This is a genomic window from Georgenia sp. Z1491 (assembly GCF_049856175.1).
GTDB lineage: Bacteria > Actinomycetota > Actinomycetes > Actinomycetales > Actinomycetaceae > JB111.
In genome coordinates this window covers 38,663-63,888 of record NZ_JBNDNA010000014.1, presented here as the reverse complement: position 1 = coordinate 63,888, position 25,226 = coordinate 38,663, and the positions used below count along the sequence as shown (strand labels likewise).

The 25,226-nt window shown below is 71.7% G+C and carries 23 protein-coding genes; 5 read left to right on the top strand and 18 right to left on the bottom strand.

Translation table 11 applies throughout. The features are described 5' to 3' along the window. Window positions 1-59 precede the first annotated feature (59 nt). From ACPYO4_RS13645 to ACPYO4_RS13625, 5 genes are all read right to left on the bottom strand, one after another. On the bottom strand, window positions 60-1,238 hold the full coding sequence (locus ACPYO4_RS13645; RefSeq protein WP_425709798.1) for an acyl-CoA dehydrogenase family protein: 1,179 nt from the start codon (window positions 1,236-1,238) through the stop codon (window positions 60-62). A gap of 129 nt (window positions 1,239-1,367) precedes the next feature. Further along, window positions 1,368-1,823: a MaoC family dehydratase gene (locus ACPYO4_RS13640; protein WP_425709797.1), complete on the bottom strand. Its 456-nt coding sequence runs from the start codon at window positions 1,821-1,823 to the stop codon at window positions 1,368-1,370. Further along, window positions 1,824-3,365 (bottom strand): acyl-CoA synthetase, encoded by a 1,542-nt coding sequence (locus tag ACPYO4_RS13635; protein ID WP_425709796.1) that lies wholly within the window; start codon window positions 3,363-3,365, stop codon window positions 1,824-1,826. It abuts the gene before it with no gap. After that, window positions 3,358-4,254, bottom strand: a complete 897-nt coding sequence (locus tag ACPYO4_RS13630; protein ID WP_425709795.1) for an amidohydrolase family protein — start codon at window positions 4,252-4,254, stop codon at window positions 3,358-3,360. Before ACPYO4_RS13630 ends, ACPYO4_RS13635 begins: the two co-directional genes overlap by 8 nt. Continuing rightward, window positions 4,251-5,177 carry an SDR family oxidoreductase gene (locus ACPYO4_RS13625; RefSeq protein WP_425709794.1) on the bottom strand — a complete coding sequence of 309 codons (927 nt, stop codon included), beginning with the start codon at window positions 5,175-5,177 and terminating at the stop codon, window positions 4,251-4,253. Before ACPYO4_RS13625 ends, ACPYO4_RS13630 begins: the two co-directional genes overlap by 4 nt. Before the next feature lie 227 nt (window positions 5,178-5,404). Between ACPYO4_RS13625 and ACPYO4_RS13620 the strand changes: the two genes are divergently transcribed. Next, window positions 5,405-5,830 carry a MarR family winged helix-turn-helix transcriptional regulator gene (locus ACPYO4_RS13620; RefSeq protein WP_425709793.1) on the top strand — a complete coding sequence of 142 codons (426 nt, stop codon included), beginning with the start codon at window positions 5,405-5,407 and terminating at the stop codon, window positions 5,828-5,830. A gap of 86 nt (window positions 5,831-5,916) precedes the next feature. Beyond that, entirely contained in the window at window positions 5,917-6,894 is a 978-nt protein-coding gene (locus ACPYO4_RS13615) for an ABC transporter substrate-binding protein (RefSeq protein ID WP_425709792.1), read from the top strand. Window positions 6,895-7,014: 120 nt separating this feature from the next. Here the strand turns inward: ACPYO4_RS13615 and ACPYO4_RS13610 are convergent, their stop codons facing one another. From ACPYO4_RS13610 to fdxA, 3 genes are all read right to left on the bottom strand, one after another. After that, window positions 7,015-8,301: a citrate synthase gene (locus ACPYO4_RS13610; RefSeq protein WP_425709791.1), complete on the bottom strand. Its 1,287-nt coding sequence runs from the start codon at window positions 8,299-8,301 to the stop codon at window positions 7,015-7,017. Window positions 8,302-8,458: 157 nt separating this feature from the next. Next, entirely contained in the window at window positions 8,459-9,580 is a 1,122-nt protein-coding gene (dapC, locus tag ACPYO4_RS13605) for a succinyldiaminopimelate transaminase (RefSeq protein ID WP_425709790.1), read from the bottom strand. Window position 9,581: 1 nt separating this feature from the next. Further along, complete coding sequence (gene fdxA / locus ACPYO4_RS13600; RefSeq protein ID WP_425709789.1) at window positions 9,582-9,923, bottom strand: ferredoxin; 342 nt, start codon at window positions 9,921-9,923, stop codon at window positions 9,582-9,584. A 118-nt stretch (window positions 9,924-10,041) separates the two neighbouring features. On the opposite strand from fdxA, the gene ACPYO4_RS13595 reads away from it, so the two are divergent. Further along, window positions 10,042-10,302: a hypothetical protein gene (locus tag ACPYO4_RS13595; protein WP_425709788.1), complete on the top strand. Its 261-nt coding sequence runs from the start codon at window positions 10,042-10,044 to the stop codon at window positions 10,300-10,302. A 23-nt stretch (window positions 10,303-10,325) separates the two neighbouring features. Here ACPYO4_RS13595 and ACPYO4_RS13590 read toward each other — a convergent pair whose 3' ends face one another. From ACPYO4_RS13590 to ACPYO4_RS13570, 5 genes are all read right to left on the bottom strand, one after another. After that, the gene (locus ACPYO4_RS13590; protein WP_425709787.1) at window positions 10,326-12,053 is read right to left on the bottom strand and encodes a VanW family protein; all 1,728 of its coding nucleotides are present in this window, start codon (window positions 12,051-12,053) and stop codon (window positions 10,326-10,328) included. A gap of 105 nt (window positions 12,054-12,158) precedes the next feature. After that, window positions 12,159-12,713 (bottom strand): flavin reductase, encoded by a 555-nt coding sequence (locus ACPYO4_RS13585; RefSeq protein ID WP_425709786.1) that lies wholly within the window; start codon window positions 12,711-12,713, stop codon window positions 12,159-12,161. Then, window positions 12,710-13,285 carry a hypothetical protein gene (locus ACPYO4_RS13580; protein ID WP_425709785.1) on the bottom strand — a complete coding sequence of 192 codons (576 nt, stop codon included), beginning with the start codon at window positions 13,283-13,285 and terminating at the stop codon, window positions 12,710-12,712. Before ACPYO4_RS13580 ends, ACPYO4_RS13585 begins: the two co-directional genes overlap by 4 nt. Next, a complete protein-coding gene (typA, locus tag ACPYO4_RS13575; RefSeq protein ID WP_425709784.1) occupies window positions 13,285-15,198 on the bottom strand; it encodes a translational GTPase TypA in 1,914 nt (637 codons plus the stop codon). The genes ACPYO4_RS13580 and typA overlap by 1 nt, the downstream gene beginning before the upstream one ends. A gap of 202 nt (window positions 15,199-15,400) precedes the next feature. Beyond that, window positions 15,401-17,356, bottom strand: a complete 1,956-nt coding sequence (locus tag ACPYO4_RS13570; RefSeq protein ID WP_425709783.1) for an ABC transporter ATP-binding protein — start codon at window positions 17,354-17,356, stop codon at window positions 15,401-15,403. Between the two features lie 71 nt (window positions 17,357-17,427). On the opposite strand from ACPYO4_RS13570, the gene ACPYO4_RS13565 reads away from it, so the two are divergent. Then, a complete protein-coding gene (locus tag ACPYO4_RS13565; protein ID WP_425709782.1) occupies window positions 17,428-18,039 on the top strand; it encodes a PH domain-containing protein in 612 nt (203 codons plus the stop codon). A gap of 17 nt (window positions 18,040-18,056) precedes the next feature. Here the strand turns inward: ACPYO4_RS13565 and ACPYO4_RS13560 are convergent, their stop codons facing one another. The 4 genes from ACPYO4_RS13560 to ACPYO4_RS13545 all read right to left on the bottom strand — a co-directional run bounded on the left by ACPYO4_RS13560 (window position 18,057) and on the right by ACPYO4_RS13545 (window position 23,530). After that, window positions 18,057-19,262: an ABC transporter permease gene (locus ACPYO4_RS13560; protein ID WP_425709781.1), complete on the bottom strand. Its 1,206-nt coding sequence runs from the start codon at window positions 19,260-19,262 to the stop codon at window positions 18,057-18,059. Beyond that, the gene (locus ACPYO4_RS13555) at window positions 19,262-20,794 is read right to left on the bottom strand and encodes an ABC transporter permease (RefSeq protein WP_425709780.1); all 1,533 of its coding nucleotides are present in this window, start codon (window positions 20,792-20,794) and stop codon (window positions 19,262-19,264) included. Before ACPYO4_RS13555 ends, ACPYO4_RS13560 begins: the two co-directional genes overlap by 1 nt. Window positions 20,795-20,951: 157 nt before the next feature. Then, window positions 20,952-22,886 carry an ABC transporter family substrate-binding protein gene (locus ACPYO4_RS13550; protein ID WP_425709779.1) on the bottom strand — a complete coding sequence of 645 codons (1,935 nt, stop codon included), beginning with the start codon at window positions 22,884-22,886 and terminating at the stop codon, window positions 20,952-20,954. A 209-nt stretch (window positions 22,887-23,095) separates the two neighbouring features. Further along, window positions 23,096-23,530: a DUF4870 domain-containing protein gene (locus tag ACPYO4_RS13545; RefSeq protein WP_425709778.1), complete on the bottom strand. Its 435-nt coding sequence runs from the start codon at window positions 23,528-23,530 to the stop codon at window positions 23,096-23,098. Window positions 23,531-23,710: 180 nt separating this feature from the next. On the opposite strand from ACPYO4_RS13545, the gene zupT reads away from it, so the two are divergent. Continuing rightward, window positions 23,711-24,511 carry a zinc transporter ZupT gene (gene zupT, locus ACPYO4_RS13540; protein WP_425709777.1) on the top strand — a complete coding sequence of 267 codons (801 nt, stop codon included), beginning with the start codon at window positions 23,711-23,713 and terminating at the stop codon, window positions 24,509-24,511. 33 nt (window positions 24,512-24,544) lie between these two features. Here the strand turns inward: zupT and ACPYO4_RS13535 are convergent, their stop codons facing one another. After that, complete coding sequence (locus ACPYO4_RS13535) at window positions 24,545-25,192, bottom strand: TetR/AcrR family transcriptional regulator (RefSeq protein WP_425709776.1); 648 nt, start codon at window positions 25,190-25,192, stop codon at window positions 24,545-24,547. Window positions 25,193-25,226 lie beyond the last annotated feature (34 nt).

Here is a 25,226-nt window from a genome sequence, read left to right as displayed (position 1 = left end):
TTTGTCTCGACGTCGAGACAAAGATCCCCTCACTCGTCGAGTGGAGGTCCGTTCACCGGTCAGCGGGTGAAGGCCGACAGGCCCGTGATCGCCCGGCCCACGACGAGGGCGTTGATGTCGTCGGTGCCCTCGTAGGTGTAGATCCCCTCGGCGTCGGCGTGGAAGCGTGCGACGCCGGAGTCCAGCGTGATGCCGTTGCCGCCGCAGACCTCGCGGGCCAGGGCCACGGTCTCCCGCATGTGCAGGCAGGTCTGACGCTTGGCCAGCGAGGACTCGACCTCGTCGAAGACGCCCTCGTCCTGGCGCTGCGAGAGGCGCACGACGATCCCGAGCGTGCTCGTGAGGTTGCCGAGCATCCGCGCGAGCTTCTCCTGGACGAGCTGGAACCCGCCGATCGGGCGCCCGAACTGCTCGCGGGCCAGGACGTAGCGGCGGGCCGCCTCGAACGCCCCGGCCTGCACGCCGGCGGCGTGCCAGGCCACGCAGGCGCGCATCCGCCGCAGCATCTCCCCCACGTCGGCGAACGACTCGACCCGTGCGAGGCGCAGCTCGTCGGGCACGCGCACGGAGTCGAGCTCGATCACCGCGTTGTTGACGATCCGCAGCGACGTCTTGCGCTCGATCGTGGTCAGCGTGACGCCGTCCGCCGCCCTGGGCACGACGAACGCACGCACCGGTCCGCGGTCGGGCTCCCGGGCGATCACACAGATGTGGTCGGCGAACGCGGCGGACCCGATCCAGCGCTTCGCGCCGTCGATGACCCAGTCGTCCCCGTCGCGTCGGGCGGTGGTCGCCAGCCCGCCCGCCACGTCGGAGCCGTGGTCCGGCTCGGTCATGGCGAACACGCCGCGTGCGGTGAAGTCCAGGACGTCGGGCTGCCAGCGCGCGACCTGCTCGGGCGAGCCGCCCACCTCGATGTTCGTGCGGAACAGCGCGGCCTGACCGTTGAACCAGGTGGCGAGCGACGCGTCGTGGCGAGCCAGCTCGAACGAGCGGAAGCCCTGGTACATCCACCGCTCCGGCTCAGCCCCGAACGCCTCCGGGGCGAGGAACCCGCCCCGCGCGATCGGCTCGACGGCGTCGGCCGGGAAGGCGGCGCGGTCCCAGTGGTTGTCGATCACCTCGGCCGGCAGGTGCTCCGTGAGCATCGCGCGCAGCCGCAGGATCTCGGCGCGCTCGGGCCCAGTGAGCAGGTCGGCGTACCGGTACAGGTCGCTGTCCGGATACAGAGTCTCCATCGTCCCCGTCCTCTCAGGTGGTGGCGCCGGGCCGGCCGGCGGACGTCGTCCAGTGTCCGACGGACGGGCGCCCGACGGAAGTCCGCTCACTCGTGAAGCAGAAGTCCGCTCACTCGCCGGGGGTGGAGGTCAGCGGTAGAAGCGGTACAGGCCCTGGAGGACGACGGCGGGCTTGGCGCCGCCCTCGATCTCGATCGCGCCGTCGACGGTGATCTGGAGCCCGCCCCCGCCGACCTCCTCGACCCCGGCCACGGTGGCGGCCATGCGGATCCGCGAGCCCACGAGCACGGGCGCGGGGAAGCGCACCTTGTTCAGCCCGTAGTTGACCTTGGTGGTCACGCCGGTGACGTCGAGCAGCTCGCCCCACATCGGGATGACCAGGGACAGGGTGAGGTAGCCGTGCGCGACCGGGCCGCCGAACGGGCCGTCCTTGGCGCGCTCGGGGTCGGTGTGGATCCACTGGTGGTCGTCGGTGGCGTCGGCGAACGTGTTCACCTGCTCCTGGGTGACCTCGCGCCAGGCGGAGGCGCCCAGATCGGTCCCGGCCAGCGAGAGGGCGTCGTCGAAGGAGACGGTGGTGGTCATCTAGTCCTCGAATCTGTTGCGGATGATGTGCTTCTGCAGCTTGCCGGTGGCGGTGCGGGGCAGCTCGTCGACGACGACGATCTCCTTGGGCACCTTGTAGCGGGCGAGCCGTTCGCCCAGCTCGCGTGTGACCAGGTCCGGGTCGAGCCCGCCCTCGCCCTCCCCGGCGACGACGTAGGCGTGGCCGACCTCGCCCCAGCGCTCGTCCGGGACGCCGATGACGGCGGCGTCGGCGACGCCGGGGAGGTCGAGCAGCGCGTTCTCCACCTCGGCCGGGTAGATGTTCTCCCCACCGGAGATGTACATGTCCTTGAGCCGGTCGCGCACGGTGAGGAACCGGTCGGGGTCGAACGAGCCGAGGTCGCCGGTGTGGTACCAGCCGTCCTTCAGCACCTCCTCGGTGGCGTCCGGCCGGTTCCAGTAGCCGCGCATGACGTTGGGCCCCTGCGCGATCACCTCGCCGACCTCGCCCACGCCGACGTCTCTCCCGGTGGGGTCGACGATCCGCGCCTCGGTCCAGAAGTGCTCCGTACCGGCGGAGCCGGAGCGCGCGAGTGCGTCCTCGGCGCGCAGCAGGTAGATGCCCGGAGCGGTCTCCGTCATGCCGAAGCCCTGCTGCACCTGCACCCCGCGCTCGCCCCAGGTGCGCAGCATCCGGTCCGGCAGCGGCGACCCGCCGCAGACGACGGTGGTCAGCGAGGACAGGTCGGTGCCCGCGAACTCCGGGCGCGCGGCGAGAGTGTCCATCATCGCGGGGACGGCGAACATCGACGTCACCCGCTCGGACTCGATCGTGGACAGCACGGCCGCGGCGTCGAAGCCGGCCTGCACGACGATCGTGCCGCCCTTGAGGAAGGTCGGCATCGTCAGCATGTTGAGCCCGGCCACGTGGAACAGCGGTGCCATCGAGAGCGTGACGTCGCTCGAGGCGATGTCCATGTCGACCAGCGAGTTGTAGTACTGCATGCTCAGCGAGCCGTGCGTGTGGGTCGCCCCCTTGGGGCGGCCCGTGGTGCCCGAGGTGTACATGATCATCGCGGGGTCGTCCCAGGTGACGGGCTCGTCGATGAGGTCGGTCCCGGCCGCGGCGAGCGTCGCCTCGTACCCGCGCGCGTCGGCACCCTCCAGGTCGAGCACCTCCTCCCCCGCGTCGACCTGCAGCCAGGTCCCCACCTGGCCGAGGTGGGCGAGCCGGCGGGCGTGCTCGTGGTGGTCCCGACCGAACACGACGACCTTCGCGCCCGAGTCGCCGAGGATGAACTCCACCTCGGGGGCCGCGAGGCGGGCGTTGACGATGACCCAGACGGCCCCGAGCTGCGCGGTGGCGAAGAAGGTCTCGAGCAGGGTGGGGTGGTTGAAGCCCACGTAGGCCACGCGGTCCCCGCGCTCGACGCCGGCGTCGCGCAGCGCGCCCGCGAGGCGTCGCGAGCGCTCCTCGACGTCGGCGTACGTGAAGGACCGGCCCTCGAAGGTCACCGCGACCTTGTCGGCGGTCGACTTCAGGCGGCGGCGCGGCCAGGACCCGATGCCCTGGTCACGCATCCTCGCCACCCAGCCCAAGCACACGCACGGCGTTGTCCTTGACGACCTTGGCCATGACCTCGTCGGACCAGCCGAGCCCGGCGGCGTCGCGCATCCAGCGCTCCGGGGAGAGCAGCGGGTGGTCCGAGCCGAACAGCACCTTGTCCTGGAGCATGCGCCCGGCCTGGTGGACGAGCTGCGGCGGGAAGTACGTCGGCGACCAGCCCGAGAGGTCGATGTAGGCGTTCCCCTTGTGCGTGGCCACGGAGATCGCCTCGTCCTGCCACGGCACCGAGGGGTGGGCCATGATCACGGTGAGGTCCGGGAAGGCGGCGGCGACGTCGTCGAGCAGGATGGGATTCGACAGACCGAGCCGCAGCCCGTGGCCGCCGGGCATGCGCGCGCCGATCCCGGTCTGGCCCGTGTGGAACAGGGCGACCAGGCCGGCCTCGTCGATCGCGTGGTAGATCGGGAAGTACCGCTCGTCGGACGGGTCGAAACCCTGGAGGGTGGGGTGGAACTTGAAGCCCCGGACGCCGAGGTCCTCGATCTGGCGGCGGGCCTCGTCGAGCGCGCCGTCCTGGAGCGGGTCGACCGAGCCGAACGGGAGGAGCACGTCGGCGTTGTCCGCGGCGCCGGCCACGAGGTCGTCGACCGAGTTGGGCGGGTGCCCGAGGTTCGTGCTCGCGTCGACGGTGAAGACGACCGCGGCCATGTTCCGCCCGCGGTAGGCCGCGGCCGTCTCCTCGACGAGCTCCCGCTCGGTCGGGGCGCGGAAGTACCGGGTGGCGGCGTCGAGGACCTCCTCGGGCAGCGACTTGTGCTCGGCGTGGTCCTTCTCGACGTGCACGTGGACGTCGATGGCGTCGAGCGCGGCGACGTCGAGCGCCGACTCGTAGCGGGTGCTCACCGCTGCTCCGCATCCGGTCGGGAGGGAGGCTGGGGCATCTCCTGGCCCACGCTCTGCCAGGACTGTCCGAGCAGGGCCTCGGCGGTCTCGGCGAGGTGCTCGTAGCTCCAGCCGCCCTCGGTGAGGGCGACGACCGACTCGGTCGGGTGCGTCCACAGTGCGAGCCGGTCGCCGCCGACGCCGACGGCCTGCCCGGTCACGCCGGCCGCGGCGTCGGAGGCGAGGTAGGCGACGACACCGGCGACGTCCGCGGCCGTGCCGAAGCCGAGGACCTGGCGGGCGAAGGGCGGCATGGGCTCGCCGGCCTGCGCGGCATCGACGAACTCCTTGAAGAAGGGCACGGTCTCGGTCATCGCGGTCGCGGCGACGGGCACGACGGCGTTGACGGTGATCTCCGCCCGCTTCAGCTCCATCGCCCACGTGCGGACCATGCCGACGATGCCGGCCTTGGCCGCCGCGTAGTTCGTCTGGCCGAAGTTGCCGCGCTGGCCGGTGGGCGAGCCGATCGCGATGATCCGGCCGCCCTCACCGGCGGACCGCATGTGGGTGGCGGCGGCCCGCACGCACGTGAAGGTGCCGCGCAGGTGGACGTCGATGACGGTGTCGAAGTCCTCGTCGGTCATCTTCCACAGCACCGCGTCGCGCAGGACCCCGGCGTTGGTCACGAGGACGTCGAGGCGGCCGAACGTCTCGACCGCGGCGGAGACGAGCCGGTCGGCCGTCTCGCTCGGGCCGACCGGGGCGACGACGGCGACGGCACGCCCCCCGGCGTCGGTGATCGACCGGGCGGCGTCGTCGGCGACCTGCTCGTCGACGTCGTTGACGACGACCGCGGCGCCGAGGCGGGCGAGCTCCTGGGCGTACGCGAGGCCCAGGCCCCGCCCGCTGCCGGTGACGATGGCGACCTTGCCGGTGAGGCTCATGCTGCGCTCCTGACGTCGGTGGTCGGGCGGCGACCGAACCGATCGGCGCCGGTACCCGCGCGGCGCCTCCGTGCGCACGCTCGCCACCATCGTCCCGCCAAACCGTTGAAGGTGTCAACCATTGACGCCATCACCTATTCTTCGCTACGTTCGCACCCCGGCGCCGACGACGGCGTCCGGCGCAGCACCGTCACGAGTCCCCCGGGGCTCATCACGAGGAGGCAGACATGGAGGTCGGACGCCAGGTCCGGGGCGGGGTCGGTCTCCTGCTGGCCCTCTCGTCCGCGCGCACCTTCCGAGCAGCGTCCGAGGCGCTGCGGCCGCTGGGCATGACGCCCCGCAGCTACACCGTCCTGGAACACCTCCTCGACAGCCCCCGCTCCCAGCGGGAGCTCGCCGAGATGCTCGACCTCGACCCGAGCCGCATCGTCGCCCTCGTCGACACGCTCGTCGCCGCGGGCATGGTGGAACGGCTGCCCGACCCTGCCGACCGGCGCGTCCGCCTCATCACCCCCACCGACCACGGACGGGCCTCCGCCGTGGTCGCGCGGGAGGCCAGCGAGCGCGCTGTCGACGGCGCCCTCGCCCCGCTGACCTCGACGGAGCGCGACACCCTGGTCGATCTCCTCGCACGCCTCACGGACCGCGGCTGACGCCGCGGCCCGCAGATCCGACCTCCGACGCACCCGTCCACCGCGGCAGAGCCGCCGCGGCCGACACCACCACCGAGAGGACCATCATGCGACTGCGCACCATCAGCACCGCCGCCCTGGCCGGCGCCACCCTGCTCGTACTCGCCGCCTGCGGCGGTGACGACGACGGCGACGGCGGCACGTCCGACTCCGGCGAGGGCGAGCTGACACCGATCACCCTCGGCGCGCTGCCGATCGTCCCGACCGCGGGGCTCCAGTACGGCATCGACGAGGGGATCTTCGAGGAGCACGGCTTCGAGGTCACCCTCGAGACCGGTCAGGGCGGTGCCGCCCTGATCCCGGGCCTCGTCTCGGGCGACATCGACTTCGCCACGTCCAACCCGCTCTCGGTGATGGTGGCCCAGTCGACCGGACTGGCTATCCAGGTCACCTCCGGGTTCGTGCACGCCCGCGAGGAGGGCGACGACATCACCGGCGTATACGCGATGCCGGACTCGGGGATCGCCGCACCGGCCGACCTCTCGGGGCGCACCGTGGCGGTGAACAACCTCAACACCCAGGGCGACGTGACGATCCGGGAGATGGTCCGCCAGGACGGCGGCGACCCGGACGCCATCGAGTTCGTCGAGATCGGCTTCCCGGACATGCCGGCGGCCCTGGACGCCGGCAACATCGACGCCGCCTGGGTCGCCGAGCCGTTCGGCACCATCCTGCTCGGCGAGGGGGCCGAGCTCGTCGGCTACAACTACCAGCTCGTGGCCCCCGGGCTGCAGACGATGGTCGTCATCGCCGCCGAGGACCAGGACGAGCAGCTCGTCGAGGACTTCCACGTGGCGCTCGAGGAGGTGCTCACCACCGCCCAGGAGGACGAGGAGGGCGTGCGGGCCGTACTGCCGACCCTGCTGGAGATGGATCCCGAGCTCGCCGACCAGGTGCTCATCGAGGAGTTCGACACCCAGCTCGACCCCGAGCCCCTGCAGATCCTCGCCGACCTCGCGTGGGAGGGCGGCGTCGTCGAGTCCGAGATCGACGTCGAGGAGTTCATCCCGGAGCGCGCGCGCTGACCCGGCCGGGCCCACAGGGCCGGCCGAGCCCACGAGACCGGCCGCGCCCACGGGGCCCGGACGGACGACGGCGGCCCCACCCGCTCGGGTGGGGCCGCCGTCGTCGCGCGGGGTCCGGGCTCAGCGCTCCTCGATCGGGACGTAGTCCCGCTCGGTGGCGCCGGTGTAGACCTGCCGCGGGCGGCCGATCTTCGTGTTCTTGTCCTCGATCATCTCGCGGTACTGGGCGATCCAGCCGGGCAGACGCCCCAGGGCGAAGAGCGGGGTGAACATCTGCGTGGGGAAGCCCATCGCCTTGTAGATCAGCCCCGTGTAGAAGTCGACGTTGGGGTAGAGCCTGCGCTCCACGAAGTAGTCGTCGCTCAGCGCGATCTCCTCGAGGTTCATCGCGATGTCGAGGAGCTCGTCGTCCTGACCGAGCTTGGCCAGCACGTCGTGCGCCACCTTCTTCACGATCGCGGCCCGCGGGTCGTAGTTCTTGTAGACCCGGTGGCCGAAGCCCATGAGCCGCACGTTGTCGTTCTTGTCCTTCGCCCGCCGCATGAACGTCTCGACCGAGTCGTCGCTCTCCTGGATGCGCGACAGCATCGCGAGGACGGCCTCGTTCGCCCCGCCGTGCTTGGGGCCGGACAGCGCGCCGACGCCGGCCGAGATCGAGGCGTAGATGCTCGCGTCGGACGAGCCGACCATCCGCACGGTCGACGTCGAGCAGTTCTGCTCGTGGTCCGCGTGCAGGATGAGCAGCAGATCGAGGGCGCGAATCACCTCCGGGTCCACCTCGCGGTGCTGGTAGGGCAGGTCGAACGTCATCCGCATGAAGTCGGCGGTGTAGCTGTAGGAGGCGTCCGGGTACAGCAGCGGCAGGCCCGACGCCCGCTTGGCGATGTACCCGATCATCGTCGGCAGCTTGGCCATGAGGAGCACCGTGGAGAGCTCCTTCTGGTACTCGTCGTGCGGGTCCAGCGTGTGCGGGTAGTAGGTGCCGAGGCCCGCGATGCCGGCCTGGAGCATGGACATCGGGTGGCCGTTCGGCGGGAACGCCGTGAAGAAGCCCTTGAAGTCCTCGTGCAGCACCCGGTGGCGCTTGATGCGCCGGGTGACGGCCTCGAGCGTCTCGGCGTCGGGCAGCTCGCCGTAGATGAGCAGGTAGGCGGTCTCGAGGAAGGTCGACCGCTCCGCCAGCTGCTCGATGGGATATCCGCGATACCGCAGGACGCCCGCGTCGCCGTCGATGTAGGTGATGGCCGACTCGGTCGACGCCGTGTTCGTGAACCCGTAGTCCAGCGTGACGGTGCCGGTCTCGCCGAGGAGCTTGCCGATGGTCAGGCCGTCGCTGCCGTCGGTCGCGCGCACCCTGGGCAGCGAGAGGGTCTTGTCGTCGACGGTGAGCGTGGCGTCTTCGGTCATGCTGGTCCCCTTCGTGGATGGTGGGCGCCTCGTGGGCGCGATCGGGGCGGAGCACCGCCCCCGTCGGAGGTCGTCCTTCGTCCAAGATACCGCCGCGCGCCGATCGGCGACGCCCGCCCGTCACCCCTGGACGACGACGGCCGGAGACCGGGCGGGCTCAGCCGTCGAGGCGGGCGACCGCGGCGGCGACGCGCTCGTCGCTGCCCGTCAGCGCCATCCGTACCCGCCCCGCGCCGGCGGGACCGTAGAACTCGCCGGGCGCCACGAGGACGCCGAGGCCCGCGAGCTCGTCGACGAGCTCGCGCCCGCGCACGCCCTCCCGGCCGAGCCACAGGTACAGGCCGGCCACGGAGGCCGGGTCGGGGCTGAGGCCGTGCGACCGGACGGCCGCCAGCAGGTCCCTGCGCCGGCGCCCGTACCGCTCGCGCTGGACCGCCACGTGGGCGTCGTCGTCGAGGGCTGCCGCCATCGCCGCCTGCACGGGGCCGGGCAGCATCATCCCGGCGTGCTTACGGATCTCCCGCAGCCTCCCGATCAGCTGCTCGTCGCCGCCGAGCAGCGCCGCCCGGTAGCCGGCCATGGAGGACTGCTTGGACAGCGAGTACGCGACGAGCAGGCCGGAGTGGTCCCCGCCGGTCACCCGCGGGTCGAGGAGGCTGGGCACGCCGGAGATCGCCCACGGCTCGTCCCACGCGAGCTCCGCGTAGCACTCGTCGGCCACGACGACGGCGCCCACCTCGCGCGCCCACGCCACGGCGGCGGCGAGCTGCTCGACGCCCAGCACGTGCCCGTGCGGGTTGGCCGGGGAGTTGAGCCAGACCAGCCGCACTCCCTCGCGCGGCCAGTCCTGCGGGCGGGTCGGGTCGACGGCGACGGGCTCCGCGCCGGCCAGGCGTGCCCCGACGTCGTAGGTGGGGTACGCCACCGCCGGGTGGAGGACGCGATCGCCCGCGCCGATGCCCAGCATCGCGGGCACGAGCGCGACCGCCTCCTTGGAGCCGATCGTCGGCAGCACCGCCCGCTCGGTGAGGGTGACGCCGCGCCGACGGCCGAACCACCCCACCATCGCGCGGCGCAGCTCGTCGGTGCCGATCGTGGTCGGGTAGCCGGGGCGGTCGGCCGCGGCGCGGAGCGCCTCCTGGACGACGGCCGGGGTCGGGTCGACCGGCGTGCCCACGGAGAGGTCGACGATCCCGCCCGGGTGGGCGGCCGCCCGCTCACGCGCGCCGGCGAGCGAGTCCCAGGGGAAGTCCGGCAGCGTCTCGCCGTGCAGGGTCACGTCACGCCTGGGAGGGAGCCGTGGCCACGATCGGGTGGTCGAAGCCGAGCCGCCCGGTGCGCGCGGCACCGCCCGGGGAGCCCACGGGCTCCTTCTGACCGGGCATGACGTCGGAGAAGAAGTTGACGTTGACGTCGTAGTACTCCGACCACACGGCCGGGGTGTCGTCCTCGTAGTAGATGGCCTCGACCGGGCATACCGGCTCGCACGCACCGCAGTCGACACACTCGTCGGGGTGGATGTAGAGCATGCGGTCGCCCTCGTAGATGCAGTCGACCGGGCACTCGTCGACGCAGGCGCGGTCGAGGATGTCGATGCAGGGCTGAGCGATCACGTACGTCATGCCCCCATCGTCCCACGACCGGGCCACGGCGGGCAGCCGATCTCGCCCGGTCCGTCACGCCCGACGTGCGCGGGCCGGACGAACCGGACGCGCCCGGCAGGTGTGGGAGGGTCGGACCATGGCCCACGCGTTCGCCGGCTACCCCGGACCCGACGGCGTCGCCTGGCGCTCGTGGCGGGTCGGAGAGCGGGTCTCCGTGCGGTTCCGCGACGGTGACCGCGCCCGCGACGCGCTCGGTCACCTGGTCGGGGCCGGAGAGGCGGAGCTCACGGTGGACACGCGCCGCGGCCACGTGGTGGTCCCGACGTCGGCGATCCTGTCCGGTCGGCGCGTCCCCCCGCCCCCCGACGGGCGAGGCCGGCGGCCCGAGACGGGCTGAGCCGGGGTCGGCCGGTCGACCGGTCAGCCGCAGGTGACCCGGTGGTGCGGGGAGTAGGTCCACTCGTACTCCTCGCGCGGCAGCACCTCGTCGCCGTGGCTGCGCTCGCGCGAGACGGTCACCGAGAAGCCGTTGACCCCGCCGTACTCCGGGACGCAGGACGGCGAGTCGTTGACGACGTCCTGGGGCGGGGTGACGTTGTAGGGGCCGACCGTCTCGGTGGTCACGTCCCAGTACTCGGTCGACCACAGGCGGGTGTGGACCTGGCCGTCGGCGACCCAGGCCTCGACGAGCACGCCGTAGGGCGTGTTGTTCTCCCAGATCATGTTGATCGAGTTCTCGGGGTTGTCCTCGTCCACCCAGAGGGTCGCCTCCTGGCCCATCGGGTAGCGGTCGAAGTACTTGCTGTGGGGGCGGTGCTCGATGTCGTCCAGCCCGGCCTCCCAGCCGACGTTGAACATGTTGGTCGAGAGCTGGGAGACGCCGCCGCCCAGGGCGGTGGCGTTGAAGCCGTTCTCCACCACGCCGGAGGAGACGAAACCGTTCTCCTCGGTGATCGGGCCCAGCTCCTCGGCGAGGTCGAACTGCTCCCCGGGCAGGACGAGCGTGCCCGTGACGAGCGCGGTGCCGTTGACGAGGTTCTGGGTGCGCACGTCGTCCGACGTCAGCGGGGTGCTGATCTCGGAGACGACCTCCTCGACGCCGAGCTCCTGGGCGTCCTCCGTGGTGAACTCGGCCTCCTCCTCGACGACCTCCGCGACGGCCACGCGGTCGTCGGTCGAGGTCGCGGCGGCCGACACGGCCGCGTCCAGGCCCTCGGGGTCCAGGACCGCGCCCGCCTCGCTGCCCACGATGTACGGCGCGCCGTCCCGCAGCGTGACCTGGGCGTCGACGGGCTCGGAGCCGATGTCGCCACCGGACTCGCGGACCTGGTCGGCGAGCAGCTCGCCGTCCATGGTCAGGGCGAGCGCCCCGTCGACGGGCTCGATCGTGGCGGCCTCGGTGAGCTGTGCGACCTCGAGGGGCACCTCGTCCTCGCCGACCTGGACGGTGACCGGTCCGGAGGTCAGCGGGGCGACGATCTCGGACTGCGCGGTGGCCACCGCCTCGTCGTCGATCTCGGGCGCGACCTCGGTCGCGACGGCCTCGACCGGGGAGGTCGACACGAGCCAGTCCTCGACGACGAGCTCACTGGTGGCCTCGATGTCGAGCTCGGTGCCGACCACGGGATCGGTCACCCGCGGCGTGGACCCGGAGAACTCGATGGCGCCGTCGACCGGGGCGGTGACGAGATCGTCCTCGACGGCCTCGATCGCGGCCAGGAGGGCGGGCTCGTCGACGCTGCGGACCGGGTCGTAGGCGCCCATGCCGGTGAAGTGGCCGAGGAGCACGCGCGGGTCGAGCGCGAAGCCCGTGAGCCCGTCGACCGTGCCCTGGGCGTCGAACGTGAGCCCGGCCTCGGCCGAGCTGATCTCCGCCTCGTTGTCGTCGAGCGTGAGCCGGACCGGGGCGTCGAGCTCCTCGCCCAGCCCGTCGCGCAGCTCCTCGACCGCCTCGTCGGCCTCCAGGCCGCCGATCTGCACACCGGCGACGACGGTGCCGCTCGGCACCTTGTCCCCCACGAACCACGCGATGCCGAAGTAGGCGCCCGCGAGCACCACGACGGTGATGCCCAGGCCGATGAGCCAGCCGCGTCCACGCCGGCGTCCCCGACCGTTGTCGTGCCCTGCGTCGCGCGCGTGGCGGGTCATGCGTTCCTCGTTCCGTGATGTGGGGCCGTCCTCGCTGCGGCCCGGTCCATCGTAGGGAATATCACCGGTTCGGGCAGGCGCCGCGCGGGCCCCGGGATGGGGACGTCAGCCCTGTCCCCGTACCGGGCGGTCCCCGGCCGTGCGCCGGGCACCCGTGGGACCGCCCGGCGACCAGGGACGCACGCGGCCCAGGGCGTGGACCTGGGCGCCGGCCCGGCCGGTCGCGCGTGCCTCGAGCACGTCGGCGGCGACGACGAGGTGGTCGCCGGCCGGCCGCGCCCAGGCGGTGCGGAGCACGAGGTGTGCGCTCGCGTCCTCGAGCAGGACCGCGTCCCCGGGCCGCGGGACGAGCGAGATGCCGACGTCCTGGCCGACCAGCGGACGACCGGGCTCGGACACCCGGGCGAGCGCCGCGGCGGCCCCGGCCGAGTCGTCGAGCACCGTGATCCCCCACTCCTCGGCCTCCTCGAGCGCCTCCGACGCACGGGAGTCGGCGTGCACGGACACGGTGATCATCGGCGGACGCAGCGAGGCGGAGGCGACGTCCGTCAGCGGCACGAGCAGGGCGTGCCCGCCCGCGCGGACACCGAGCACGGCGACCCCCACGGGCCTGCGGGCGAGGGCCGCCCGGAACCCCTCCTCGAGCTCGTCGACGCTCACGGCCGCGTCCCGGCCGACTCCTCGCGGTCGCCGCCGTCGACCGTGGCGGCCTGACCGGTCGAGCCGGTGCCACCCGCCCGGTCGGTCGTCGCGACCCCACGGGAGCCCGCGGAGCGCCGGGGGCGGATGCGGACGCGGTCGGCGGAGAACCACGACCGCGGCGCGGCCCAGCCGAGCGCGGCGGCCAGCGGCATCGTGAGGATCCACAGCATCGCGCGCGGTGTGGAGGTGACGAGCACGTCCTCGCCCGGCCCCCAGTAGGTCATCAGCAGGACGACGCCGATGCCGCACGCCCCGTAGACGATGAGGGCGACGGTGCCGGCGACCGCCCGCACGAGCACGGCGGCGGTCAGCGCGAGCGCTATCCCGAGCAGCACGCCGAGCGGCAGCCCGTCGTGCTCCATGCGGTGGACGACGGTGCCGGCCACGGCGACGAGTACCGCGAGGAGCACCGTGACGACGGCCTCGAGCAGCCGCTCCCCCGGGCTGCGGGCGGGCGCCGCGGGGGTGGCGGGCGTGGCGCCGGGGGTGCTCGCCCCGGCGCTGAGGTCCGCCCCCTCGGCGCCCGTCATCAGGCGCCCTGCCGCTTCGCCCGCGCGGCGGCCCGGGCGCGCTCCGTGCTGCCGAGGAGGACCTTGCGGATGCGGATGATCTCGGGGGTGACCTCGACGCACTCGTCGTCGGCGGCGAACTCGAGGGACTCCTCCAGGGTGAGCCGGCGCGGCGGCACGAGGCTCTCGAACGAGTCGGCCGTCGCCGACCGCATGTTCGTCAGCTTCTTCTCCTTGGTGATGTTGACGTCCATGTCCTCGTTGCGCGAGTTCTCACCGACGATCTGGCCCTCGTAGACCTCCGCGGTGGGCTCGACGAAGAACGAGCCGCGCTCCTGGAGGTTGATCATCGCGAAGGGGGTGACGGCACCCGGCCGGTCGGCGACCAGCGAGCCGGTGCTGCGGTGCTCGATGGGGCCGTGCCACGGCTCGTGGCCCTCGGCGATGGAGAAGGCGATGCCGGTGCCCCGGGTCTCGGTCATGAAGCGCGTGCGGAAGCCGATGAGGCCGCGGGAGGGGACGAGGAACTCCATGCGCACCCAGCCGGTGCCGTGGTTGACCATCGAGTCCATCCGGCCCTTGCGCGCGGCGAGGAGCTGGGTGACGGCGCCGAGGTACTCCTCGGGCACGTCGATCGTCATGCGGTCCATCGGCTCGTGCCGCTTGCCGTCGACCTCCTTGGTGACGACCTGCGGCTTGCCGACGGTCAGCTCGAAGCCCTCGCGACGCATCTGCTCCACGAGGATGGCCAGCGCGAGCTCGCCGCGCCCCTGGACCTCCCAGGCGTCCGGGCGCTCGGTGGGCAGGACCTTGAGCGAGACGTTCCCGACGAGCTCGCGGTCGAGCCGCTCCTTGACCAGGCGCGCGGTGAGCTTGTGGCCCTTGACGCGTCCGGCCAGCGGCGACGTGTTGATACCGATCGTCATCGAGATCGCGGGGTCGTCGACCGTGATGAGCGGCAGCGGACGCGGGTCGTCGGCGTCGACGAGCGACTCGCCGATCGTGATGTCCGGGAACCCGGCGACGGCGACGATGTCGCCGGCGGTCGCGGACTCGGTGGGGACCCGGGAGAGCGCCTCGGTGCGCAGCAGCTCCGAGATACGCACGTTCGCCACGGTCCCGTCCTGACGCGCCCACCCCACGGTCTGGCCCTTGCGGATCGAGCCGTTGTGGATGCGCAGGAGGGCGAGCCGGCCGAGGAACGGCGAGGCGTCGAGGTTCGTCACGTGCGCCTGGAGCGGCGCACCCTCCTCGTAGCGCGGGCCGGGGATCGTCGACAGGATGGTGGCGAACAGGGGCTCGAGGTCCTCGGAGTCCGGCATCTCGCCGTCCTGCGGGCGCTCCAGCGAGGCGCGGCGGGCGCGCGCCGAGGCGTAGACGACCGGGACGTCGAGAACGGCGTCGAGATCGAGGTCGGGAACCTCGTCGGCGAGGTCGGAGGCCAGCCCGAGCAGCAGGTCGGTGGCCTCCTCGACGACCTCGGCGATCCGGGCGTCGCCGCGGTCGACCTTGTTGACCACGAGGATGACGGGCAGCTTGGCGGCGAGCGCCTTGCGCAGGACGAACCGGGTCTGCGGGAGCGGGCCCTCGGAGGAGTCGACGAGGAGGACCACGCCGTCGACCATCGACAGGCCGCGCTCGACCTCGCCGCCGAAGTCGGCGTGACCGGGGGTGTCGATGACGTTGATCGTCACGCCCTCGGGCGCGCCCGCGACAGCGGCCGACGGCCCCCGGTAGGCGACCGTCGTGTTCTTCGCGAGGATCGTGATGCCCTTCTCGCGCTCGAGGTCGCCGGAGTCCATGGCCCGCTCGTCGACGTGGTCGTGCTCCCCGAACGCTCCGGACTGCCAGAGCATGGCGTCGACGAGCGTGGTCTTGCCATGGTCGACGTGGGCGACGATCGCGACGTTGCGCAGGTCCTGGCGCTGGGGCATGAGAGGGCTTCCTTCGGGTCCGGTGTCTACCTCCGGCGTCCACGCGCACGCGCATACCGATCGGCAGGGGCGCCGGCTCGCAGGTCACGTCACGCGCCCCGAACCGCGATCCTACGCGCGTGGGCGCACCGCCGTCCCGCCCCGCGGGGGTGATCCCCCCGACGCGGGCCCGCTCACCGACCGGGTCGGTCCCCGTGACCGGTCAGTTCTTGCGCTCCGACGTGCCGGGGTCCTGCGGGTCGTGGCCCTCGTTGTCCAGCCGGTCGAGGGCCGCCACGCTCTCGCGCTCCTCCGAGCGGCGGACCTCCTCCTCCCGGTCGGCCGGTGAGTCCACGGCCGGCTCCCCGTCCTCGCCGCCGGACCTCGCGTAGGCCTCGAGGACGGCGTCGCGGGTCTTGCGCCGCTTGGCCTGCGCGTCCGGGTCGGGCACCGGGACGGCGGCGATGAGCCGCTGGGTGTACGGGTGCTGCGGGTCGTTGACGACCTGGCCGGAGTGGCCGGTCTCGACGAGGTGACCCTTGTGCATGACGGCGATGCGCGAGGAGAGCATCTCGACGACGGCCAGGTCGTGGCTGATGAAGAGGCAGGCGAAGCCCGTCTCCCGCTGGAGCTCGCTGAACAGCTCGAGCACGCGCGCCTGCACGGAGACGTCGAGCGCGGAGGTCGGCTCGTCGGCGACGAGGATCGTCGGCTCGAGCGCGAGCGCGCGGGCGATGCCGACTCGCTGCCGCTGACCGCCGGAGAGCTCGTGGGGGTACCGGTTGCGCATGACGCGCGGGAGCTCGACCTTGTCGAGCAGGTCCTCGACCCGTCCGTTGCGCTGCGTCTTGGACAGGTCCGTGTGCAGCAGCAGCGGCTCACCGATCGACTCGCCGATCGGCAGCCGCGGGTTGAGCGAGGAGCCCGGGTCCTGGAAGACCATGCCGACCCTGCTCCGCAGGGGCTTGAGGTCTCCGCGGCCGGCGCCGCGCATCTCGATGCCGTCGACGACCAGCGACCCGGACTTCACCGGGAGCAGGCCGACGATGGCGCGGCCGATCGTCGTCTTGCCGGAGCCGGACTCCCCCACCAGGCCGACGACCTCACCCGGCTGGATGTGGAGGTTGATGTCCTCCGCGGCGACGAACGCCTTCTGCCGGCCGCGCTTGGGGTACTCGAGGACGACGTTCTCCGCCCTCATCACCGGGGTGATCTCGGCATCGCCCGCCCGCGCGCCGGTCGGCGTCGGTGCGGCGTCGCGGTCGCGTACCTGAGGTCGGTCGGGCCAGCGCGCCGCCCCGCCCACCTCGTCCTCGGGGGCGAACGACTCGTCCGCCGACGAGTGGGAGCCGAGGTGGGGCACCGAGGACAGCAGCTGGCGGGTGTAGGGGTGCTGCGGGCGGTGGAAGATCTCGTCGGCGACGCCGCGCTCGACGATCACGCCGTCCTTCATCACGAGGATCGTGTCGGCCATGTCGGCGACGACACCCATGTCGTGGGTGATGAGGACGATGCCGGCGTCGATCCGCTCGCGCAGGTCCCGCATGAGCTTGAGGATCTCCGCCTGGACGGTGACGTCGAGGGCGGTCGTCGGCTCGTCGGCGATGAGCAGCCGGGGGTTGCAGGCGAGCGCCTGGGCGATCATCGCCCGCTGCCGCTGACCGCCGGAGAGCTGGTGCGGGTAGGAGCCGAAGCGGCGCTCCGGCTCCGGGATCTCGACGAGCGTGAGCAACTCGATGGCGCGCTTCTTCGCCGCGGCGGGCAGCAGGGACTGGTGCGTGCGCAGCGTCTCCACGATCTGGAAGCCGACCGTGTAGACGGGGTTGAGCGCGGTCATCGGCTCCTGGAAGATCACCGCGATCTCGTCGCCCCGGACGTTGCGCAGTCGCTGTCCGCGCAGGCCCACGAGCTCGGTGTCGCCGAGCTTCGCCGAGCCGGTCGTGCGGCCGTTGGGCGGCAGCAGCCCCACCAACGACATCGAGGACTGGGTCTTGCCGGAGCCGGACTCGCCGACGATGGCGAGGACCTCACCGGGGTGGACGTCGTAGCTGAGGCTGTCCGCGGCCGTGAACCACTCGTCGTCGACGAGGAACTCGATCGACAGGTCGCGGACCCGCAGGATGGGGTCCTGGTCCGCGAACCGGCTCGCGGACGGCGTGGTCTCGATGGTCTCAGTCACGTGCTCATCCTCAGGGTCGTGCCGGCGAGCGGGTCGGTGGCGGTGCCGTGCCCGGGTGGGAGGATCGACGGATGCGACCCACCCTCGTCTTCCGTACGCGCGCGGCCCGCCCGATCGCCGTCGCCGGATGGGTCGTGTGCGCCCTGGCGGCCGTCATGATCCTCGTCGACGGCGTCGGCCCGGCGCCGCTGGCGTGGACGGCATGCGCCGCTCTGGTGCTGTACGTCGTGTGGTGGCGTCCCGCGGTGGAGGTCTCCGACGGCGGGGTCGGCGTGCGTGACCTCCTGCGCGACGTCCACGTGCCCTGGCCGGCCCTGCGTGACGTCGAGTCGCGCTGGTCGCTGACCGTCGTGACCGACGACGGGCGATTCGGCTCGTGGGCCGTTCCCGCCCCGTCGCCGTCCGCACGTCGGCTGCGCCGCGGGCGCGGCGACGACCCGGCAGGCGACGCCCGGTCCGGCGGCGACGAGACGCCCGTGCGGGACGCGGGGGCCGCCCCCGTCGAGCGGCGCTACGGCACCGCCGAGGTCGTCGCCTCGGTCATCGCCGCACGTCGGGACGCCCTGCGGCGCGACGGCCACCTGCGCCAGGACGCGCCCGTGCCCCCGGTGACGAGCAGCTGGAACGTGGCGCCGCTCGCCGCGCTCGCGGGGCTCGTGGTGCTGGCGCTGGTCGTCGGCTGATCCGGCCCGCGCGGCGATCATGCCTGCTCACCCGTCCCGGTCCCGGCCGACCCGGTACCACCGGTCGCGGTGACGCCGGCCGCGGCGCCGCCGCTCGTGGCGCCGACCTGCTCGTCCTTCCGCGCCTGCGACTTCTGCGCGGCGCGGCGCATCGCGCCGGCCGACGGCTTCCTGCGCTGCCGCGGGTCGAACGCGTCCCGCAGGCCGTCGCCGATGAAGTTGATCGACAGGGCGATGGTGATGATGAAGAAGCCCGGCCACCAGAAGGCCCACGGCCGGGTGGCGAACGCACCCTGGTACTCGGAGATGATCCAGCCGAGCGAGTAGTCCGGCGGGAGGATGCCGAAGCCCAGGTACGCCAGCGCCGTCTCGAGCAGCACGGCGGACGCCATGAGCAGGGTGGCGTTGACGATGACCACGCCGATCGCGTTGGGCAGGATGTGCTTGAAGATGATGCGAGCGTTCGAGGCGCCCGCCACCCGGGCGGCGTCGACGAACTCACGCTCGCGCAGGGCGAGGAAGTCGCCGCGCACCAGTCGGGCCATGCCGGTCCACAGGACCAGGCCGAGGACGATCGCGAAGAGCACGGGGAACGACATCCACCCGAGCACGGTCCCGAACAGCGGGATGCCGTAGATGTTGTCCATCGTGTGCGGGTTGCCCAGCAGCGTGCCCAGCACCGCACCGAGCACGACCGTCGGCACCGTGATGACCAGGTCCGTCATCCGCATGAGCAGGTTGTCGAGCCAGCCTCGGAAGAAGCCGGCCAGCGCGCCGACGAGCACGCCGATCACCGCGGCGATCACGCCGATGATGGCCATGACGAGCAGCGAGGTCTGGATGCCGTACATGACCTGGGCGAAGAGGTCCTGGGCGATCTCGTTCTGACCGAAGGGGTGGGGGCCGAACGAGACGAGGCCGCCGCTCTCGGGCAGCACCTCGAGGGTCGGCGCACCGAGCTCGTTGACGTTGCCCTCCGGATTGCGGTCCCTGGCCCCCCACCTCCACCAGCCGTCGATCCCGAAGAATCCGACGGAGGTGAAGGCGAGGATGGTGACGAGCGCGAGGTAGACCAGCGAGGCCATGGCCCCGACGTGGCGGAAGAACCGACGTCGGACGATCTGGCCCTGCGTGAGGCCGGCGACGTCGCGGAGCTCGAGCTCGTTCTCCTCACGGCTCGACCGCGACTCGTCGGGGACCTCGGACGGGTTGGGAGTAGTCATCAGCTGAGCCTGATCCGGGGGTCGAGGGCGGCGTAGAGCATGTCGGCCACGATGTTCGCCAGCACGGCCAGCGCCGCCGTGAGCACGATGTAGGCCATGAGCGGGTCCATCTCGGCACCGTTGAGGGAGTCGACGAACAGTCGGCCCATCCCGGGACGCCCGAAGATCTGCTCGGTGATGATGGCGCCGCCGAAGAGCGTGATGACATCGACCGGCGCGATCGTCGCGAGCGGGATGAGCGTGTTGCGGAATCCGTGCCGCATGATCACCGTGCGCTCGTTGAGGCCCTTGGCGCGGGCGGTGCGCATGTAGTCCTGGCCGAGGACCTCGAGCATCGATCCGCGCGAGTAGCGCGTGTACTGGGCGAACGAGATGAGCATGAGCACCAGGGTCGGCAGGATCAGGTGCGTGTACATGTCGATCGCCTGGATCCAGAAGTTGCCGCCCAGGTTCGGGGTGTCCGAGCCCATCGTGGCGATGGGCCGGCCGCTGATCGCGTTGGCGTTGAAGTAGGCGGGCCAGGCCTGCATGCACCGGTCGAGCACGAGGAAGACCATGACGATGCCGCCGGTCATGCCGCCGACGCGCATCGACTGCCCCCAGTCGGGACCCCGGAACGCCGCACCGACCGCCATGCCGAGGGCGATCGCGCCGAGCACGAACAGGCCGATGATCCCCCACGTCATCGAGTCGGTGAGGTCGACGAACAGGCCCTCGGTGATCCAGCCGTGGAGGAGCAGGAAGATCACCACGACCGCGACGCCGGTGAGCAGCGCACGACGGTTCGACAGCCCCGTGGTCAGCAGGGTGATGACGATCGCCGTGGCGAGCGAGAGGAGCAGGAACAGGCCGCCCGAGATGTGCGGCTCGCTCCACCACCCGCTCTCCTGGAGGTAGGCGAACATCGCGATCGACGCGGCAGCCGCGACGCCGGCGACCACGAGGCGCCGGAGCGCGTCGCCGCCCACGGCGAGGGACCAGAACAGGCCCGTGACCAGGCCGACGACGATGATCGTCGTGTAGCTGAGGTTGGGCTCGGCGAGGAAGGAGTTGAACCAGATCGCCCCGCCCTGCTTGAGCAGCACCGCCACCCAGAACGACGGGAGGGAGAACAGCACGAACGAGGCGAGCGTGATGACGTAGTCGAAGGTCGAGTACTGGCGCAGCGCCGAGGCGATACCGATGGCGACGCCGAGGACGATGGCGAGGAAGGTCGCCGCGGTGACCAGCTGGAGCGTGTCGATGAGCGCGTCGCCCATGACGGACTCGACCGCCCGGCCGCTGCGCCACGCGACGCCGAGATCACCGGTGAGCAAGCCCGTCAGCCAGTCCCAGAAGCGGGCGATCCACGGCCGGTCGAGCTCGAGCTCCTGGATGCGCTGGGCGATGAGCTGGGCCTTGTTCGGCGCCGTCGACTCCTCGAGATCCTGCAGCGGGTTGATCGAGACCGACAGCATGCCGAACATGAGGAAGCTCGAGACGAGCAGGACGACGAGCCCGGTGGCTGTCCGCCGAACCAGGAACCTGATCATGTGGTGAGACCTTCTCGCTGGGGCATGTGGCTTGGGAGCCTACACGCGGCGCTGTGGTGGAGAACGGCGTTCGTCGGAGTGTCTTCCGGGCGCGCGAGAGGCGCCGGAACCGGGGTCCCGGCGCCTCTCGTCGGCCCGTCAGGCGTGACGGCTCAGGTCAGCTCGCCGCAGCGGCGCCGCCCGGGGTCCACTCCCAGAAGTTCCAGAAGATGGTCGGGGACATGGTGATCGGCGTGATCTCCTCGACCACGTCGCTGTTCCACGCCGTCAGGCCGGGGTGCTGGTAGAGCACCAGGCCGAAGGCGTCCTCGACGAGGTGGGCCTCCATCTGGCCGAGCAGCTCGGCCTGCTCGTCGGTGTCGACCGCGACGGCGATCTGGTCCCACAGCGCGTCGACCTCGGGGTTGGAGTACCCGTAGAAGTTGTTGATGCCGTCCGTGTAGAAGCTCGCCTGGGCGTTCGTCGCACCCGTCGAGGTGGACTGCCAGCCGAACAGGGCCGCGTCGTAGACGTTGGTGTCGGACAGGAGCGAGCCCCAGTCGGTCGAGCCCGCGTCGACGAGCGTGAACAGGCCGGACTCCTCGTACGCCGAGGCGAGCAGCTGGAACGTGTTCGACCGCCGCGTGTTCGCGGTGTCGTACATGAACCGCACCTCGATCGGCGTCTCGACGCCGGCCTCCTCGAGGAGCTGGGTCGCCAGCTCGACGTCCGGCTCGTCGTAGGACGTCATCCCGTTGGCCTCGACGATCGCGTCGTAGTTCGGCGAGCCGGGGACCTGCGTCTGGCTGTTGCGGATCTGGGCGTCAGGGTTGAGCGGGATGACGAGCTGGTCGAGGATGTCCTGGCGCGGGATGACGCGCAGGAACGCCTCACGGACGTTGCGCGCGGTCTCCTCGTCGCCCCCGTAGGTGGCCGGGTCGAACGGGCCCTCGTTGTTCTGGGCGAGGTCCACGTGCTCATAGGTCGCCGTGTCCTCCTGGCTGAAGGTGTACGGCTCGCCGAGACCCTCGACGCGCGTGAGCAGGTCGGAGGTGGGCTGGGGCGAGACGACCGCGATCTCCTGGTTCTCCATGGCGTCGACGAGAGCGTTCGGGTCGCCGTTGAAGCGCACCGTCACGGTCTCGAAGGCCGCCTGGTTCGCACCGGTGTAGTCGGGGTTGGCGGTGAGGACGACGTACTCCTCGCCGCTGATCTCCGAGAGCAGGTACGGGCCGTTGGACAGGTAGAGCAGCTCGTCGTCCGGCAGCGTCCCGTCGAACTGGAAGCCCTCGTTCCAGAAGGTCGAGACCGGGGCGAGCACCTCGGCGTCGTTGGTCTGGATGGCCTCGACGAGGGTGTCGAGCGCCTCCTGCGGGTCGTCGATGTCGAGCGCGCGCATGGCGACGACGTGGGCGGGGATGAAGCCCGATGCGAGCTGGAACTCCCAGTCGGCGAAGGGCTCGCTCAGCTCCGCGGTGAGCGTGGTGTAGTCGTCCGAGATCTCCGGGGTCGGCTGGAAGTAGGCGACCGTCGGCGAGGTGCCGTTGAAGAAGACGCCGGCGTCGACCTCCTCCTGGTTGGTGACCTCACCCTCCTCGTCGAGCTCCTCCTCGACCGTGTTGAGGTGCCCGGAGGTGGCGGCCCACTGCAGGAGCACGTCGACCGCGCTGACGGGCGTGCCGTCGGACCAGGTCACGCCGTCGGCGATCGTCCAGGTCACCGTGACCTCGTCCTCGGCGAGCTCCATCGTGCCGAAGTCCTCGTTGCGCACGAACTCGAGGTTCTCGTCGAAGTACGCGAAACGGTCGTTCATCAGGTAGAGGATGTTGGCGTTGGCCGTGGCGTTGCCGGTCGAGGTGTTGTCGTTGTACTCGTAGAAGTGCTGGTTCCAGCCGAGGCTGATCTGCGTCGACTCGTTGAGGCCCGCGGCGTCGCCGCCGGCGTCCGGGTCGTCGTCGGGGGCGTCAGGGTCGTCGCCGCCCGCTCCGTCGGTCTGGGTGGTGTCGTCGTCGCCGCCGTTGTCGTCCTCGTCGGACGACCCTCCGCACGCGGCCAGGACCAGGGCGGTGGCGGCGGAAGCCGCGACGAGCCCGGTGAAGCGCCGGATCTTCAATGTTCCTCCTCGGGATGGTGGTCACCGCCACGGGGGTGGCCTGACCAGCCGTCTGTCCGCGCGAACGGGTCGTTGTTCTCCGCGGTTGAGGCGCACTGTAACCATGTCCGCTCCGGCCCGCGCGCATCCCGGGGACATCTGAGTTTCTTTCGTTATCTTCTCGTAACCGCGCTGACTTGCGAGAACGTGCCCGCCGGGGGCCGGCCGAGTCAGCTGAGGATGCGCACCTGGAACGGGTAGGAGAAGTACTCGCCGCGCGACGCCGCGAGCGCCCCGCGGATCGAGCACCAGATCTGCGCGATGAAGGCGACGATCCACAGCACGATCGCCACGGGGATCAGCAGGATCGTGAAGAAGCAGATCCAGGCGATGATGCCGAGGATCGTGATGCCGATCGCGAAGTTGAAGGCACCTGCCGACGCCGCCCGCACGAGCGGGCCGCGCTCGCGCAGGACCAACCACACGATGAGCGGACCGACGAAGGTCAGCCACCCGACGGAGAGCAGGATCGCCGCCAGCGCGGACAGGTGCGCGATGATCGCGAACGTCCGCTCGTCCGAGCTCGGACCGCCACCGCCCGCCGCCCCGGGTCGGTCCGGCCCGCCGGGGCCGTCGTGGCGCGCGTACGGGTTGTCGTGGGTCATGTGCGCTGCTCCTCGTCGGCCGGGCGTGCAGGCCCGAGCGTAGCCGGGGGGGCGTGCGGCGCGCCCGTGGCGTCGCACGCCTCGTCACGCGCCTACCCTGTCCGGAGCGCCCCCGGGGCGGGGCCCGCCCGCACGACGAAGGCACGACTGGCGCCGCAACGGACCCGAAGGAGGTGGACGGTGCCCGAGGGTGCGGTGCTCGCCTTCCTGCTGACGCTCGGCGCCGGACTTTCGACCACGCTCGGCGCGCTGGTCGCGATGTCGCGCCGGCCCGTCTCGGACCGGTTCCTGTCGACCGCGCTGGGCTTCTCCGCGGGCGTGATGATCTACGTGTCGTTCGTCGAGATCCTGCCCGAGGCGGGCAGGCAGATCGGCGAGGTGCTCGGTGCGGAGCAGGCGGCCTGGACGACGACGGCCGGATTCTTCGGGGGCATCGCGGTCATCGGCCTCATCGACCGGTTCGTCCCGGGCCCGGCGAACCCGCACGAGGTGCCGCCGACCCAGCGTGACGCGGCCGACCGTGAGGCGCGCGCGCTGCTGCGCATGGGCATGCTGACCGCCGTGGCCATCGGCATGCACAACTTCCCCGAGGGATTCGCCACGTTCATCACCGCGCTCGAGCATCCGGAGATCGGCATCCCAGTGGCGGTGGCGATCGCCATCCACAACGTTCCCGAGGGCATCGCCGTGGCCGTGCCGATCCGACGTGCGACCGGCTCGCGGCGCACCGCACTGCGGTGGGCGTTCCTCGCCGGTCTCGCGGAGCCGGCGGGCGCCGTGCTCGGCTACCTCCTGCTCGCCCCGTTCCTCACGCCCACGGTCACGGGGCTGGCGCTGGCCGCGGTCGCCGGCGTCATGGTGTTCATCTCGCTGGACGAGCTGCTGCCCACGGCCGAGGCGTACGGGCACCACCACCGGTCGATCTACGGCCTCCTGGCCGGCATGGCGGTGATGGCCCTCAGCCTGCTGCTGCTGTCCTGAGGCCCTCGTCCGCCCGGGGTTCGCGGGAGGTCGTCAGACCCCGCGGCCGACCTCGTCGAGATCGACGACCGGGTGCCCGTCGGCGTCGTGGGCGACCCACGGGGCGATGAGCGCGTGCAGGTACTCGACGAGGTCGTAGCCCGCGGGCTCCTGGCCGTCGAGCATGCGCAGGATCTCGACGTACCCGTGCACGCCGGCCCACAGGTACGTGCTGACGAGCACCGGGTCGCCCGCCGTGAGTACGCCCTCGGCCATGAGCCGGGCGACGGTGCGCACGATGGGGGCGCCCTCATCCGAGGAGCCGTGCTCGATGTGCGGCGCCCACGGCGGCGGGTCGAGCCGGGCCCCCGCCCGGTCGGTGAGGATGACGTACATCGTGGGGAACTCGACCGCCCACGTGACGTAGGCCTTGCCGATCCGGTACAGGTCGAGCAGGTCGGCGCCCTCGCCGGCAGCCTCGCGGTGGGCCTGGACGAAGGACTGATCGGCCTTGGCCACGACCTCGGCCACCAGGGAGCCGCGGCTACCGAAGAACGTGTAGATGGCGTTGGTCGTCGTCCCGGCACGCATCGCGACGTCGCGCACGGACAGTGCCTGGACCCCGTGGTCGGCGATGACCTGGGCCGCCTCGTCGATCAGGCGGTCCCGCAGGGTGTCGTCGTACGTGCGCTGTCTAGCCATGCCACACACTGTAAGTACATGCAGCGCCGTTTGA